General features: G+C 68.0%; 12 protein-coding genes. 3 read left to right on the forward strand and 9 right to left on the reverse strand.

Annotated elements, in window-relative coordinates; all coding sequences use genetic code 11:
• Nucleotides 1-83: 83 nt before the first annotated feature.
• On the reverse strand, nucleotides 84-926 hold the full coding sequence (locus QH290_RS35465) for a LysR family substrate-binding domain-containing protein (protein ID WP_280387761.1): 843 nt from the start codon (nucleotides 924-926) through the stop codon (nucleotides 84-86).
• A 34-nt stretch (nucleotides 927-960) separates the two neighbouring features.
• On the reverse strand, nucleotides 961-1,539 hold the full coding sequence (locus QH290_RS35470) for a hypothetical protein (protein ID WP_280387763.1): 579 nt from the start codon (nucleotides 1,537-1,539) through the stop codon (nucleotides 961-963).
• A gap of 334 nt (nucleotides 1,540-1,873) precedes the next feature.
• Between QH290_RS35470 and QH290_RS35475 the strand changes: the two genes are divergently transcribed.
• On the forward strand, nucleotides 1,874-2,395 hold the full coding sequence (locus tag QH290_RS35475) for a pyridoxamine 5'-phosphate oxidase family protein (protein ID WP_280264400.1): 522 nt from the start codon (nucleotides 1,874-1,876) through the stop codon (nucleotides 2,393-2,395).
• A gap of 72 nt (nucleotides 2,396-2,467) precedes the next feature.
• Entirely contained in the window at nucleotides 2,468-3,829 is a 1,362-nt protein-coding gene (locus QH290_RS35480) for an MFS transporter (RefSeq protein ID WP_280387765.1), read from the forward strand.
• Here the strand turns inward: QH290_RS35480 and QH290_RS35485 are convergent.
• From QH290_RS35485 to QH290_RS35495, 3 genes are read right to left on the reverse strand one after another with little or no spacing between them, the layout of a single operon-like run.
• Nucleotides 3,797-4,291, reverse strand: coding sequence for a glycine-rich domain-containing protein (locus QH290_RS35485; RefSeq protein ID WP_280387767.1), 495 nt, complete (start codon nucleotides 4,289-4,291; stop codon nucleotides 3,797-3,799). The genes QH290_RS35480 and QH290_RS35485 overlap by 33 nt on opposite strands.
• Nucleotides 4,288-5,517: a hypothetical protein gene (locus QH290_RS35490; RefSeq protein ID WP_280387769.1), complete on the reverse strand. Its 1,230-nt coding sequence runs from the start codon at nucleotides 5,515-5,517 to the stop codon at nucleotides 4,288-4,290. The genes QH290_RS35485 and QH290_RS35490 overlap by 4 nt, the downstream gene beginning before the upstream one ends.
• Nucleotides 5,518-5,569: 52 nt before the next feature.
• The gene (locus QH290_RS35495) at nucleotides 5,570-5,704 is read right to left on the reverse strand and encodes a hypothetical protein (RefSeq protein WP_280387771.1); all 135 of its coding nucleotides are present in this window, start codon (nucleotides 5,702-5,704) and stop codon (nucleotides 5,570-5,572) included.
• 227 nt (nucleotides 5,705-5,931) lie between these two features.
• On the opposite strand from QH290_RS35495, the gene QH290_RS35500 reads away from it, so the two are divergent.
• Nucleotides 5,932-6,822 (forward strand): helix-turn-helix domain-containing protein, encoded by an 891-nt coding sequence (locus QH290_RS35500; RefSeq protein WP_280387773.1) that lies wholly within the window; start codon nucleotides 5,932-5,934, stop codon nucleotides 6,820-6,822.
• A 197-nt stretch (nucleotides 6,823-7,019) separates the two neighbouring features.
• Here the strand turns inward: QH290_RS35500 and QH290_RS35505 are convergent, their stop codons facing one another.
• The 4 genes from QH290_RS35505 to QH290_RS35520 all read right to left on the reverse strand — a co-directional run bounded on the left by QH290_RS35505 (nucleotide 7,020) and on the right by QH290_RS35520 (nucleotide 14,662).
• Complete coding sequence (locus tag QH290_RS35505; RefSeq protein WP_280387774.1) at nucleotides 7,020-7,676, reverse strand: hypothetical protein; 657 nt, start codon at nucleotides 7,674-7,676, stop codon at nucleotides 7,020-7,022.
• A 1,501-nt stretch (nucleotides 7,677-9,177) separates the two neighbouring features.
• Nucleotides 9,178-10,287 carry a dual-specificity RNA methyltransferase RlmN gene (gene rlmN / locus QH290_RS35510; RefSeq protein WP_280264416.1) on the reverse strand — a complete coding sequence of 370 codons (1,110 nt, stop codon included), beginning with the start codon at nucleotides 10,285-10,287 and terminating at the stop codon, nucleotides 9,178-9,180.
• 60 nt (nucleotides 10,288-10,347) lie between these two features.
• The gene (fxsT, locus tag QH290_RS35515; RefSeq protein ID WP_280387776.1) at nucleotides 10,348-13,377 is read right to left on the reverse strand and encodes an FxSxx-COOH system tetratricopeptide repeat protein; all 3,030 of its coding nucleotides are present in this window, start codon (nucleotides 13,375-13,377) and stop codon (nucleotides 10,348-10,350) included.
• A gap of 34 nt (nucleotides 13,378-13,411) precedes the next feature.
• Nucleotides 13,412-14,662, reverse strand: coding sequence for an aKG-HExxH-type peptide beta-hydroxylase (locus tag QH290_RS35520; protein WP_280387778.1), 1,251 nt, complete (start codon nucleotides 14,660-14,662; stop codon nucleotides 13,412-13,414).
• Between the last annotated feature and the right edge of the window lies 1 nt (nucleotide 14,663).

A 14,663-nucleotide genomic window follows, 5' to 3' on the forward strand; every position in this document is an offset into this window, starting at 1 on the left:
CGGGTGGGCGGGGGGGGTCGCGCCGTCTTCGTGCGGCGGCGGGGGGGGTGGGGCGGGGGGTGCCTCGGGCGGGGGGGGCTCCCCTAATTACCTTGTTTCGGTTGGGTTTTCCCCCCCGGGGGGGGGGCGGCCCCCCCCCGGCCGGGGGCCGATTTCTCCCGCCCGGCGCCCCCCCCCCCCCCCCACGTTCGCATCTCCCCACCTTTCCCTTGCTCTTGCGCCCGCCCGCCCGTCTCCTGCCCCCTGCGCCCCTGCCCGCCCTTCACCTGCCCCTTTTGCCCCTGCCCGCCCTTCACCTGCCCCCTTTGCCCCTGCCCGCTCTTTCTCTCAGGGGCCCGCTTCTGTTCCGCCGCTGCGCCTTTCGCGCTCGGCGACCGGGAACTGCGGGCGGTGCGGCCGCGCACGATGCCGATGAATTCCTCGATCGCGTCGGAGCCGGACTCGATCGGCCAGGCCAGGGCGATTTCGGTCTCCGGCGCGTCGGTCACCGTGCGGAAGATCAGGTCGCGCCGATGGTGCAGCCGCGCCAGCGAATGCGGCATGATCGCGGCGCCGCCCACCGCCGCCACGAGTTCGACCGTGCCCGCCAGGGCGTCGATATCGCTCGCGTCCTGCATGCGCTCGTCGGTCAGATCCGCCGCCGTCACCTCGTCGAACAGCGAGATCGGGTGGTCCTTGGGCACCACCACCACCGGCAGCTCGCGATAGAGCGGGATGGCGTGCATGCCGTCGCGATCGATGGGCAGGCGCACGAAACACATGTCGACCCGTCCGTCACGCAGCGCCGCGTCCTGATCGGCCTGCGGCACCCCGATCACATCCAGCGGGCTGTCCGGAAACCGCTCGGCCCACCGGCGCGCCCACTTGGCCACGGTCACGCCCGGAACGTAACCGATCCGCAGCGCACCGGGAGCAAACCCGTTCATTCCGGCAAGCGTATCCGCAGGGGCACCGGCCGGTTCATGTGCCATAGGGCCGCGCGCCCAGTGTCATGTCCACACAGGCGGCGAGCAGGATATCGCGCTCGACCCGGTCGAGGCGGTGCGGTGCCGACACTCGGATACCGCTGATCGCAAGGCGATTCGCCGACTCGGCGCCGGTCGTGTGCGACAGGTCGAGGCGCCCGACCTCCGCGCCCGACTGGTCGAGCAGCAGCAGGCAGGAGGAGTCCGGGACCGGGCTCGGCGCGGGATCCGGGACGAAATGGAACAGGGTGCCGCCGGTCGAGGCGACCGCCGTGGCGGTGTCGGCGTGCAGGATGCCGCCCACGGCGCCGCCCGCGCCGCGATGCACCCGCGTCCACGCGGCGTCCTTCGACTCGATCCAGATCGTGGACCCGTCCGCGCAGAAGATCCGGCAGCGGACCCGAGCCGACCCGAACAGGCCCGCCACCCGCCCCCGCACTCCGGCCTCGGTGCCCCGCTCGGCGACCGCCAGCAGTTCCCCGGCTCCGGTCCGGAAGGTCACCGTCGGCCCACCCTCCGCCGCGTACTCCACCCGGCTCTCGATCGTCATCGACACGTTCCGCAGGGCTGACATAGGAAGATGTTATTGCTGTGAGGTAGATCTCACAGCGAATTGCGAGGCGGATTCGCACCCCACGCGCCGATCGGCAGATCCCTTCGGCCACTCGGCGTGTCGAGCCGCCCGGGAACAGCCTGGACTGGGCGGCGCGGCAGTGGAACGGGAGCAAGCTGGAATCGGCGACGCGACAGTAGAGCAGGAACAAGCTGGAATTGGCGGCGCGGCGGTGAAACGGGGACAGGCATGCCTCAGCCACGCGGCGGTCGAACGGGATCAAGCTCGACGCAGCCACGCGACGGTCGGACGGGGACAGGCTTGACTCGGCTGCGTGGCGGTGGAGCCTGGAGGTATGGATTGGGGTGGATTCGAGCAGGCCGCGCCGGAACTCGCCGCACAGGTGCGCCGCGCGTTCGCGCGGTTCGGATTCGCGTTGGTCGCGACGATCCGCCGGGACGGGACGCCCCGCCTCAGTCCGGTCGAATGGCACTGTGTCGGTGGGCATTTGATGCTTGTGATGATTCCGCACACCCGCAAGGTGCACGACCTGGACCGGGATTCGCGGGTGCTGGTGCAGACCCCGGTCACCGAGTCCGAGGCGCCGGAGGACGAGGCCGCGCTGCGGGGCCGGGTGCACGACATATCCGACACCGCGCACCGCGGGGCAACCGCGGCGGCGATCGAAGCGAGCAGCGGGTGGCGGCCGCGGGATTCCTGGCGCTATTTCGCCGTCGATATCGAATCGGCGAGCTGTAAACACTGGGACGGCGAGGATATGCGCCTGCTGCGCTGGGACGAGGCGGGCGGTGCGCGGCCACCGCAGCGGTTGCGCCTGGACATGACCGCGGGGCGCTATCGACCCACGCTCCCCTGACGGCCGAGCCCCGGTCGCCCCTCGCCGTTACGATGGCCGGGATTCGATCTTCAGGGACGGGACGGCCGGGCGTTGGGTGTACGAGGGATTCTGCTGATCCTGGCGTGCGCGTTCGTGCCGATGATGGACGCGTTCATCGCGGGTGTGGCGCTGCCCGGGATCCGGCGCGATTTCGATATCGCGGAGGGTTCGGCGCTGCTCGGCCTGGTCATGGTCGGCTATCTCGCCGGTTTCGGATCGCTGTTGATCGTCGGCGGGCGGGTCGGCGACCGTATCGGGCGCCGAAAGGTGCTGTGGGCGGCGGTCTTCGGATTCCTCGCCGCGTCCGTCGTGTGCGGGTCGGCGCCGTCGCTCCCGGTGCTCGTCGCCGGGCGGATCGCGCAGGGCGCCGCCGCGGCGTTCACCATGCCGCAGGTGCTGGGCCTGATCACCACCCATGCCGGGCCGCGGCGGGAGCGCGCGATCAGCTGGTACTCGTCGATGAGCGGGCTGTCGGCGCTGATCGGGCTCATCGGGGGCAGTGCGCTGCTGGATGTGATCGGCGGCGACGGCGCCTGGCGCTGGCTGTTCCTGATCAATATCCCGGTCGGGATCGCCGCTCTGCTGCTGCTCCCCCGGCTGGTCCCGGATACCGGCCCGAATGCCGATCAGTCCGTCGACGGGCGCGACGGCGCCCTGCTGTCGCTCACGGTGCTCACCTTCCTGCTGGCGGCCTCGCTGGCGACGACCTCCGGCGTCGTGGCGATCGTCCTCGCCGTCGCCGCGGTGCTGGCCGGACGGACCTGGCTGCGGCGGTCGCCGCGGATCGGCATCCGCGCCGTTGTGCCCGCGCGGATGTTCGAAAACCCGGACCTCCGTTGGGCTTTGGTCGTCATGCTGCCGTTCTTCGCGGGCGCCGGTGGCTTCCTGTTCGCCCTCCCGCAGACCCTGCAGGACGGTCTCGGGCACACCCCGCTCGCGGCCGGTGTGCTGACGGCACCGATGGCGCTGGGGTTCCTGGTGTCGTCGTTCACCGTGCCGCGGATCCGAGATCGGCTGGGGGTGCGGGCCATTGCGCTGGGGGCGGCGGTTCAGGGCATCGGGCTCGCCGTCATGGCGGGCGGTGTCGGCCTCACGTCCACGCCGCTGATGTGCCTGGCGCTGTTGCTGATCGGCACCGGTCAGGGAATTGCCCTGGGCGCCATGAACGCCCATCTGCTGTCGCTCGTCCCCACCGTGTTCGCCGGTATGGGCGGCGGTGTGCTTCTCACGGCTCAGCAGGTCTCGATCGCCGCGGGTACGGCCGTGCTCGGGACCGTCTTCGGTGAGGTCGTGCAGTCGTCGGGGCATCGGACGGCGATGATCGCGGTGCTGGGGACGCAGATCCTGCTGGCCGCCGTGGTGATCGCCGCCGGTCTGCGGTCAGCCTCGGTGCGCCGGGTCGGCCGCCTCTAGCGCGGAGATCTCGTCGAGGCTGTAGCCCATCTCCTCGTGCAGGAATCGCACCATCGTCCACCATCTGGCGCCGTCGGCGTCGAAACCACCGAACCTGGTGCAGTACAGCGGAATCCAGCGCAGCGACTGCTCGATCATGGTCTCCCGGGACGGCTGCTCCCGCCCGTAGTCGGCGTAGGAGATCGACCGATGATGGATGAAATGCCCTCCGGGAAGCCGGTTTTCGCAGAGATCGGTGTATTCGCGGGTCTGCAGGATGAGATAGTGCCAGACCTCGTCGATCGCCTGCTCGACGGGCAGGAACAGCCCGCCGAGTTCGTCGGGATGGGCCGACACCAGGGTCAGATAGCGGACCGCCTCGCGCACCTGGACCCGGGCCGTCGGCTCGTCGACGTCGTTGTGCTGCCGCACATAGCGCACCGTCTCGTCGTACAGCTCCCCCAGCGTCTCGTGTGCTGTCATCGTGCTGCCGTCCCCTCGAGCCAGGCGTATTTTCCGGATCCGCCGATCGGAATGTGGTCGTGGTGCGCGACACCGACGGCCAGTCCGGTCAGCGCGGAGGCGGCCGATGCCAGGTCGTTCGCGGCGGCAGTGCCCAGGGCCGTGCCGTCGAATGTGGTGTAGGCCAGCGTCGCCCGCGCGCCGTCGACGCGCAGCTGGTAGACGAATACCCGCGTGCTGATATTCGCGATGACGTCGTCGAGCTCCGCCTGCGAGGTGATCGCGGTATCGCTGACGAGCAGTTCCTTCTCCCGGCCGCAGAAGCGGACGATCTGCCGCGGGTCGGCGGAGCCGTCGCGTGTGTGCACGCAGTCGCCGGTGTTGTACCGCAGCAACGGCATATACGGATTGCGGATGCTCGAGACCACCAGGCTGTAAATGCCGCGGCTACCGGGGATCGGCTCCAGCTCGACCTCCATCCCGTCCAGGTGGGGGTGGTAGCGGCCCTCGGTATCGCCGTAGTAGAGGTATCCGAGTTCGGTACTCCCGAACAGTTCGACGACCCGGCAGCCGAGCCGCTCCTCGAGGAATCGCCGGACGTTGCGCGGCGTGAACTCGTACCCGTGAATCGCGCTGGCCGGGCGGGCCAGCCTCGTGCCCGCGGCGCGCAGCAGGTACGCGGCGTGATAGGAGGAGCAGTCGAGATGGTAACTGCCGCCGCCTTTTTCGTGCCGGACCGCGTCGATCTCCGCGAGCATCCGGTCGACGGCCGCCGTCGGCCACAGCGCCGGGTCCAGGTCCTGATTGACGTAGCAGGTCCGGTCGTCGAGCCAGCGTCGCGCGACATCGGAGGCATCGCCGCCTCGGGACTCGCTGAGCCGCGCCACGTGATCGGTGGCCAGCCTGGTGGTGACGGACACGCGCGGGATCCCGGCGGCGAAGGTGTCACCGATCTCCGGATGGTCCCGCCACACCGCGTAGTACGTGCGCAGCAGAAACAGTGGAGGCCGAATCAGTTGCATGCGTGCGTGATTGGTGCCGGTGGACCAGACATATTGCGCGGCACCGGATTCCAGCGCGGACTCGACCTCCGGCGTCAGGAACGACGCGGGAAACGACTGCGCCAGATCGGCTTTGGTGATGATCGGGAACGCATTCACCGCGGCCTGGTCCCGATAGAACGGGATATCGCGAACGGCCTCGACGAACGAGCTCGGAAGGGGTCGTGTTTCGGTGCTTTCCGTCATGGCTGGCTGCCCGGAGCCGGGCCGGGAGCCCGGCCCGGCTCGCGCGTGGCGGCTAGGAAATGCAACCGGCCTTGGAGATGCACCCCGCCTTGGAGATACATCCGTCCTTGGCGGCGGAATTCGAGTTGGCCGCTACCCACTTATCCCAGTTCTCGTCCCGGGCGAGAACCTTGATCACGTCGTTCATGGAGCATCCCTTCGGTCGAGCAACCTACCTGCGGGGCTCAGAGTAAAGCAAAGGTAAAGGTGGGGTCGGGCGTTGTAAGCAGCCTCACACGCGCGCGAAAGTGAAAAGCCTCGTGACTGTCGTGTGCAGATGAATTCGCATTACCATGGAGTGTCCAGTGACTCGTGGTCATGACGCATCGGGCTGCCGTGACAGCGGGGCGCCTAACGAACCTCGGAGTGAATCCCATGGTGGCAGAACCGATCCGGATCGACCGCATGGATCCGCTGGTGGTCGAGCGCGGTCCGACGGCGTTACGGATAGCGGTCGGCAGGCAACTGCGCAAACTGCGCGAACAGCGCGGCATCACCCGCGACGCGGCCGGTGACCACATCCGCGGGTCCCATGCCAAGATCAGCCGCCTCGAGCTCGGGCGGACCGGGTTCAAGGAACGCGACATCCGGGATCTGCTGACGCTGTACGGCATCGCCGACGATCAGGAGCGCGAGGAGTTTCTCGGCTTGGTCCGCAAGGCCAACGAACCCGGCTGGTGGCATCGCTACAGCGATCTGCTGCCGCAGTGGTTCGAGACCTACCTCGGCCTCGAGTACGCGGCGAAGTCGATCAGAACCTTCGAGGGGCAACTGGTTCCGGGATTACTGCAGATCGAGGAGTACGCCCGCGCGGTGGTGTCGCTCGGCCACCACCACAACCCCGAGGCCGCGCGGCGAGTGGAACTGCGCAAGCGTCGACAGGAGATTCTCGACCGCCGCGGCGGCCCCACCCTGTGGGCGGTGCTCGACGAGGCCGTCATGCACCGCCCGATCGGCGGCGTCGACGTCCTGCGCGCCCAACTCGAACACCTGGTGGAGATATCGGCCAGGCCGAACGTGACGATCCAGGTCCTGCCCTACGCCGCCGGCGGCCACCCCGCGGCAGGCAGCTCGTTCACCATCCTCCGCTTCGCCGAACCTGAACTCCCCGACCTGGTCTACATGGAACAACTCACCAGCGCCGCCTACCTGGACCGCCAAGACGACCTAGACCGCTACCGCCAGGTAATGGAACAACTCACCGTCCAAGCCGAACCCCCAGAACGCTCCCGCAAACTACTCCAGGAAAGGGTCGCGGCGCTGTAGGGCTTTGGGTGGCCGACCTGTCGTTATGGCACTGTCAACGACATCTACATCTGCCGAACGCTACGACAACCGCCTCGACCATCGATAACACTGCGATCGCAACGATAGAGTTATCTCGAGTAATACCTCGCCGATTCGGAAGTACCGCCCGTAGCCTTGACCCCACCGAGGTCAAGCCATTCACATAGGCGAACGTATTAGGCCATCCCCGAGTTGCCCCCATATGCATTCTGCCGGTCAACCGTTGCACCACGTCTTCGCTGCGCCAGCCAGCGCTGATAAGTATCGTGACGGAACTGATACGACATACCGGTTACTCTGAGCAGACCCGCTTCGCAAGCCCAGTTGAGGAAGCGCTCGGGACGAGCTGGGAAGTCGCCCGTAATGCGGAAAACCAATAAAGCAATCGCATACTGCTCGGCCGCAATACCCGCAAACAAACCTCCCGTCATTCCGCCGCAAGACCCATACTGACTATCAATCATAGAACCGAAAACAAGGCCAGTAAAAAATGGGATCAAGATTCCGCAAACCAGTCCGCCTGTGAGCCAATCAACGATCGCACCACCAATGGCAATACCTACACCGACGAATACCAGAACAGATATCGCCAGAAATAGAAATGTGCGAATCAGAAGTGCATTGAGATCGTCATGGATAGCGCGACGTTCGTCATGCCCCAGAATCAGCCGCTCATCGCTATTGGTACCGAATCCGCAAGTCAGACCGACTACCAGTGCTGTCGTAATCGCAAGTGCCGCACCGGCAGCAAATCGATTGGGAATATCCGGGCCGGGGCCAGGCGGTATCAGGCTGGTTATAACGCCGGCCGCGAACATACCGAGCCCGATCACACATCCACTGGCCAGCCCTCTGCGCCATCGAGACCTCTGTGGAACTTTCCAGGCAAAGCGTACGGACAAACCATCACCCGGCTTACTCAGATAACCACCCCCGGGCCCAAATGCCAACCCACCCACGAATCCAGCCAGGACAGCCGATACGAGATCTCCAGTAGCCATCCACCCGACGGTCCCGAAAACCAGGGCGCCAACCGTGCCGAAGATTGCTGTCCGCAAGGCACGACAACGCCGAGCACCGGCCAGGACCCAGATCTGATCGAGTGCCAATTCGGAACCGCCGCACCCCCGTTGCCGTTGATCCTCAAGATAGCAAGCAAGAGTCGTCAGCCATGCCTCGACATTCTCGACTGTGTATAGGGACGGGCGACTAGACTCGGGCGTACAACCGATTGCCGCGGGGATCAGAGTCTCGAACAACAAGTCACAAATTTCGTCACCGTCGCGACACGTCGCCAACCGCTCAGCTGTGCGGTGACCTCCGTGACTCAGTGCCACCGACGCCAGACTGAGCAACCAGGGAGTCCGCAGCGTCGTGCCGAGAGGGCCCTCTGAATTCGCGGTCAGTTGATCGAGAACCGGGGACCAATCCGCCGCGGACAGCTCTCTCCTCTGACCTTTGAAATCCTCAAGATAGCTCCGAACGTCGTCCTTCGAAAGAGGCAGCAGAGCAACGGTTGGTGCACAATTCAATCCAATAGGCGATGTGCTACTCCACAAATTGTTGACAACGGAAGTCCGACACACAACTATCACCGGCCGGTTAAGCCACCCGCCATCAGCGTTTAGACGCTCGAGAATAGCTCTTGCGCGGGCTGACCCTGTCTCTTCCGTATCGGCCTCGTCCAGACCGTCGATTACTGGAAGAATTAGGTTGTACGAGATCAGCTCACTCGCGATTTTCTCATGTAGGCCATAATCACGTTTCAATCGGTACGTCAACCACCTGACGAACGACTGACTACCGTCCCAACCATTTGCGTTGATTCGCACAGGAACCGACCACGTAGCTATTTCAGAATCTGTAGGTCTATTCCTGCATTTGAGTTGGTTCAGGATCAAGTAGATTGCGGTCACGGTCTTTCCAGCGCCGACATCGCCAAGTATCAGAAGCCGATTCGCTCGCTGGTGTCGAAAGTAGGGGCCGAGACCTGACAGTGCATCCCGGGAATAGTGCCCCCGCGTTTGACCCGCATCGACAACGGTGAACTCGATGCGCGCGCAAGTGTTCAGTGCTCCACGCAACTGACCCAGTATTCTGTCTTCTCTTCGACCTACTTCATCTGCCAGTCTATCTGCACGCTGTCTTATAGCAGAAGGCGATGTATCCGGCCAGTACCTGCGTCGAAACCAGCCGCCGACCGGGCGTACCAACCTTCCAGCGGACCGTACTGCAGCTACCTCCAACTCCACAGGTCCCATCCTGCCAGTGGGCGCCGGCCCACGGGGAGCGTCTGGTGATTCGAGCACATCGATCCGCGCGTCGGCTGAATCCCTAGCCCTCCGCGGCCAGCTGCCCACACGCTGCCGCGATTTCCTGCCCCCGCGTATCCCGCACCGTGCACGGCACGCCCTGGGCCTCTACCCGCCGGACGAACTCGCGTTCGACGGGTTTTGGGGAGGCGTCCCACTTCGAGCCCGGGGTCGGGTTCAGCGGGATCAGGTTGACGTGGACTCGGGAACCCAGGGCCTTGTGGAGCTTGGAGCCCAGCATGTCCGCGCGCCACGGGTGGTCGTTGATGTCGCGGATCAAGGCGTATTCGACGGAGACTCGGCGGCCTGTCTTGTCCGCGTAATATCTTGCGGCGTCGAGGACTTCCGATACCGGCCAGCGATTGTTGACCGGTACCAATGTGTCTCGCAGTTCGTCGTCCGGAGTATGCAGGGAGACAGCCAAAGTCACCGACAGGCCCTCGTCCGCCAGCTTGCGGATCGCGGGGGCGAGGCCGACCGTCGACACCACCACGTTGCGCTGCGAAATACCCAGGCCGTCCGGGGCGGGCGAGGTGATCCGCCGCACGGCCGCGACCACGCGCTTGTAGTTGGCCAGCGGCTCGCCCATGCCCATGAAGACGATGTTGGACAGGCGGCCCGGGCCGCCCGCCACCTCGCCGTCGCGCAGCGCGGCCGCGGCGGCACGGACCTGGTCGACGATCTCCGCGGTGGACAGGTTGCGGTCGAGGCCGCCCTGGCCGGTCGCGCAGAACGGGCAGGCCATGCCGCAGCCCGCCTGGCTGGAGATGCACAGCGTATTGCGGTCCGGGTAGCGCATCAGGACCGATTCCAGCAGGGTGCCGTCGCCCGCGCGCCACAGCGACTTGCGGGTCGTGCCGTCGTCGCACACCACGTGCCGCACCTCGGTGAGCAGCGGCGGGAACAGCGCCTCGGCGACCTTGGCCCGCATCGGCGCCGGGAGGTCGGTCATCTGCTCCGGGTCGGCCTGCAGGCGCCCGTAGTACTGCCGCGCGATCTGGTCGGCCCGGAACTTGGGCAGGCCCAGCTCCTCGACCACCCGGCGCCGCTCGGCCGCATCGAGATCGGCGAGGTGGCGCGGCGGCATACCGCGACGCGGGGCATCGAAAACCAGCGGCAGGGGGGTTGTCATAACCGTTCCAGTGTCCCACCTCGGCGCGGCGGGATCGGCCCCGGGTGGACGAGGCCGTGGTCACATCGGCGGCGGCTCCACGTCACAGGTGCCGCGGACCCGGTCGAATGCCGCCCGGAACTCGGGATGCTCGCGGCCGAGCGCCGCGGCGTACCGGTCGAGCGCGTCGTACTCGAGCGCGTCGGCCTCGGAGATCCGGCCCAGGGCGCGCAGGTCGAGGCCGAGATTGATCGCGCACTGCAGGGTGTAGGGATGGTCCGGGCCGCGCACCCGGCGGGTGCGCTCCAGCACATCCGCCCCGAGTTCGGCGGCCTCGGCGATGCGGCCGAGCCCGGCGAGGTCGGAGGCCTCGCCGCTGCGCGCCGCCAGCGTGTAGGGATGGTCGGCGCCCAGGCGGACGGTGAACAGGTCGACAGCCTCGCGGTCCCGCTCCAGGGCCTCCTCGTAGCGGCCGCGGACGCGCAGTGCGGCCGCGTGGTTGACCGCGCACGCCGCCGTGTACGGATGGTCGGGACGCGCGGCCGCGCACAGCCGGTGGGCCTCGGCGGCGGTCGCGAGCGCGAGGCCCGCGTTGCCGGTGAGCCGGTAGTCGTTCGCGAGATTCGTTCGCGCCGCGACGGATTCGGGATGGTCGTCGCCGTACACCCGGACGTGGTCGATCAGCGTCGTCTGCTGCAGTTCCAGCGCCTCCCGGTGCCGCCCGGCCTTGCGGTAGGACACCGCCAGGTTCTTGCGGGCACGCAAGATGTTCTGCTGCAACGGATTCGGGAACAGCTCGCGGAACTCCGCCAGCACCCGCTCCTGCAGGGCCACCGACGCCTCGTAAGCACCGAGTTCCCGGTGGTTGCGTGCGACGTTGTTCACGCAGTGCAGCCGCAGGATGGCGTCGTCGGCCAGCACCGGGTCGCTGCGGAAACGCTCGTAGTTGCCCGCGTCGAGATCCATCGCGTCCGGGAACCGGCCCATCATGCGATAGGACACCGCGAGATTGTGGGCGGCACGCAGCGTCTCGATATTGTTGTCGCCCAGGCACTCCCGGGCCCAGGTATGGGACTGTTCGTTGAGTCCGACAGCTCCGGCCCAGTTCCCGGCCATCCGCATGCACGCGGCCATCAGATCGCTGGACCAGACGTACTCCTCCGGGAAGCGGTCGCGGGTCTCCTCGACTCCGGAACGCGCCGCCGCTGCGGCATCGTGCGCCCGCGCCCAATCCCCCAGCTGCCACAGCGCATTGCCGGTGACGATCCGGATCCGGATCACGCGAATATCGTCGGCGCCCAGCAACTCCGACCAGGTCTCGGCGGCCTGCAGCCCCAGTCCCGCGGCCGCGGTCAGCTCGCCCTGCACCCGCAGCGCATCCACGACATTTCGGATCAGATCCGGCAGCTGGGCGCACGGGTCGCCGGGATCGGCGACCCTCCGGCAGGACAGCACCTCGATCTGCGCCAGCTGCTGCCACAGCCACAGGTACCGGTTCCACAGCCCCGGCACATCGGACCGCTGCGGGTCGGCGTCGCACAGCACGCGATGGGCGACATGCTGATTGTCCTCGGCGAGCTCACGGGGCAGGAATTCCCGGATACCGTGCCAGGGGATGGCGTGGATCTTCAGCGCCCGGCCGCCGTCGGTGAGCGGGTCGGCGCAGAGTTCGGCGACCGAATCCCGGGTCACCAGATCGAGCACCCGCTTGCGGCGCTGCTCGTTACCCAGGGCCTCGGCGAGACCCTCCGGCAGCCGCACCCCCGGCCGCCGTTCGCTGCCCGGCAGCTGGGATATCAACAGCGCCAACGGAATCGGCTGATCGGCGGCGAAGCATGTCAGCAGCCGCAGCAGGTGCCCGGCCGCCCAGGCGTCGGAGCCCACCGGCTCGTCGAGCAGCGGCCGCAGCGAATCGCCGATGATCGAGGTGGCCCGCTTGTACGCTCCCGGCTCGTCCTGCAGCAGCACGAACGGCTCGGACCGCACCCGCTCGAGCAACGTCTCGTCGACCGCGTCGGTACCCCGGGATCCGCGGTGCGCCAACGCGTTCAGCAGTACGGGGCTGCCGTCTACAGCGCTGCTGAACCGCGCCGCCAGCCCCTCCGGCAGGCCGTCGACGTGGCGCCGCAGGAAGCTCGAGCCCTCGTCGACGGTGAACATCGGCACCGGGACCGGACGCGGGGTGTCCCAGTCGGAGACCTTCGAGGTGAACAGCACGTGGCCCGGTCCGTCCCAGGGCACCATGTCCGACAGCCGCGCCGGTTTGCGCGGCAGCGGCAGCTCCTCGCCCGCCGTGCGGTAGTGGTCGGGCGTCACGTTGTCGTAGACGATCAGGTACCGCTTGTCGGACCGGCGCAGCGCCGCCACGACATCGTGGTGCCGGGTGCCGCGCGGCAGCGAGTCGGGCAGGCCGAGCGGCTCGGCCAGCTGCCCCAGTTCGGTGCGCATGACCGCGCCGTTCTCCCCCGAGATCCACGCGATGAGGTCGTACTGCGACCGGAACCGGTGCACATAGGCCGCGGCCAGCCAGGTCTTCCCGCTCCCCGCCACACCCGTCAGCACCGCCGCGCCGGAGGTATCGAGCTGGGCGCGGAGGCGGTCGAGTTCGCGGTCGCGGCCGTAGAACCAGGCCGGTTGATAGCGGGGCAGGCTCTTCGACTGGAAGCCGACGAACATCTCCTGGCGCGGGTACCGCACCGGCGTGCGCGCGGCCTGCCCCAGCCGCTCCCCCGCCGCGGCGGGATCGGCGCCCAATGCCTGCAACACCTTCGACCGCGCCTGTGCCTCGTCGGGCAGCAGCCGCAGGTCCACCGCGGCGATCCGGCCCGCCTCGGCCGGTACCTCGGCGGCCGTGCCGACGATGACCGCGAGCAGCCCGGCCGGGTCGGCACCCACCTTGTCCCAGTCCTCGGGCGCGAGCGCGGCGGCATGCACGAAACTGCCGCTGACCACCAGGATCGCCGACCCGCCAGCGGCCGCGCCGGTGAGATCCGACTCCGCCGTGACCCGCCGGGTCCGGATGTCGAATCCGGCCGCGGCACCGATCTGCTGCAGCCACAGCGCCCAGACGGTGTCCTCGGGGGCGTGGACGATGTCGATCGGCTCGGTCATCGGGGTCGAATGCGGTGCACTGGGCGCCACGTCGCTACTCCCATCGCGCTGTCGGGACGGCCGCGCGGCCGTCGGGATCCGCTACGGCGGCACGCCGCATCAGAGTCACGAAACGCCGACCGGCCCGGGTGAGCCGGTCGGATTCGAGCAGGGTGTCACACGCGGTGAGGGTCTGGTCCCGGACCTCGGTGGTATCGGGAACGGATGCGACGAGCCCGCGGTCGGCGAGCCGTCGCCACAGTCGCCCCACCGCCAGGTGCGCGTACACGCCTTGCAGCACCGCGCTGGTCGGCCGCGGCTCGCGGCGCCACGGAGAGGGCAGCACGGCCGGCTCGTCGGTCGCGATGAGCGGCACGACCTCCATCAGCGCGCTCAACTTCGAATGCTGGAACTCGTGCAGCAGCCCGGTGGCCGCGGACACGGTGCCGGTGGGCAGCACCATCGCGGCGGCACCGAAGGAGTCCACCAGCGTCGAGGTGCGGAACGGGCAGGTCTCCCGCGAACGCGGCAGGACCGCCCGGAAGCCCTGTGCCAGTGGGGCGGCCAGTTCGGGAACCGCGGCGTGCAACAGCCGCACGGACTCGTCGAACAACCGCTGCCAGGTCCGGAATTCGGTGTCGCTCCAGGGTTCCCAGCGCAGCCCGGGGTGCGCGGGCGCGATATCCGGCCAGGCCGACGGCGTCGGCGGCAGGTCGTCGAACTCGATGCTCACGGCTCCTGCCGGTGACCGCGCGGTCAGCCAGCGCAGCGCCGTCCATCGGCGGCCCGCCAGTATCGGCCCGGCCGTGCCGCGATGGCTCACCCGCGCGGTGGCCTGCGCCGGTCCGGTCCAGCAGCCCAGGCCCGGCAGCACCACGGCGTCGCCGACCTGGGGCACCTCGAGGTCGAAGTCGATGCGGGCCCGCATCGCCGCGGCGGCCGCGAACGACGCCAGATGCGTGACCGGCGGCTGCTCGCCGGTGCTCTCCCCGTCGTCGAGCCCGGCCGCGCACACCGCCACCCAGGCGCCGAATCGCGGATGCTGCACCGTATTTCGCGCCACGGCCGGATTCTTCCGCTGCACCGCGACGAGGGTCTCGAAGCCCGCCCGCACGATCCGGCGCTGCGGATCGTCGTACTCACCGCGCACTACGGCCGCCAAGAAGGCGAGGTTGCGGCTGGCCCTGGCGCGCTCCAGCAGCGCCACTGTCCCCGGCTCGTCGGCGAGGACGGCCAGCGCGTCGATATCGGCATCGGGAACCGTCACCACATCCGCCCCCGCGCCACGCCCCGTCCCCGACACCATG

Origin of the sequence: Nocardia wallacei, from assembly GCF_029869545.1 — a bacterium.
Taxonomy (GTDB): Bacteria; Actinomycetota; Actinomycetes; order Mycobacteriales; family Mycobacteriaceae; genus Nocardia; species Nocardia wallacei_A.

Excerpts from the sequence above, each read along its gene's own strand:
- QH290_RS35500 (WP_280387773.1), top strand. The coding sequence starts at position 5,932 with ATGGTGGCAGAACCGATCCGGATCGACCGCATGGATCCGCTGGTGGTC.
- QH290_RS35485 (WP_280387767.1), bottom strand. The coding sequence starts at position 4,291 with ATGACAGCACACGAGACGCTGGGGGAGCTGTACGACGAGACGGTGCGC.
- QH290_RS35490 (WP_280387769.1), bottom strand. The coding sequence starts at position 5,517 with ATGACGGAAAGCACCGAAACACGACCCCTTCCGAGCTCGTTCGTCGAG.
- QH290_RS35475 (WP_280264400.1), top strand. The coding sequence starts at position 1,874 with ATGGATTGGGGTGGATTCGAGCAGGCCGCGCCGGAACTCGCCGCACAG.
- QH290_RS35495 (WP_280387771.1), bottom strand. The coding sequence starts at position 5,704 with ATGAACGACGTGATCAAGGTTCTCGCCCGGGACGAGAACTGGGATAAG.
- fxsT (WP_280387776.1), bottom strand. The coding sequence starts at position 13,377 with ATGACCGAGCCGATCGACATCGTCCACGCCCCCGAGGACACCGTCTGG.
- QH290_RS35465 (WP_280387761.1), bottom strand. The coding sequence starts at position 926 with ATGAACGGGTTTGCTCCCGGTGCGCTGCGGATCGGTTACGTTCCGGGC.
- rlmN (WP_280264416.1), bottom strand. The coding sequence starts at position 10,287 with ATGACAACCCCCCTGCCGCTGGTTTTCGATGCCCCGCGTCGCGGTATG.
- QH290_RS35520 (WP_280387778.1), bottom strand. The coding sequence starts at position 14,662 with ATGGTGTCGGGGACGGGGCGTGGCGCGGGGGCGGATGTGGTGACGGTT.
- QH290_RS35470 (WP_280387763.1), bottom strand. The coding sequence starts at position 1,539 with ATGTCAGCCCTGCGGAACGTGTCGATGACGATCGAGAGCCGGGTGGAG.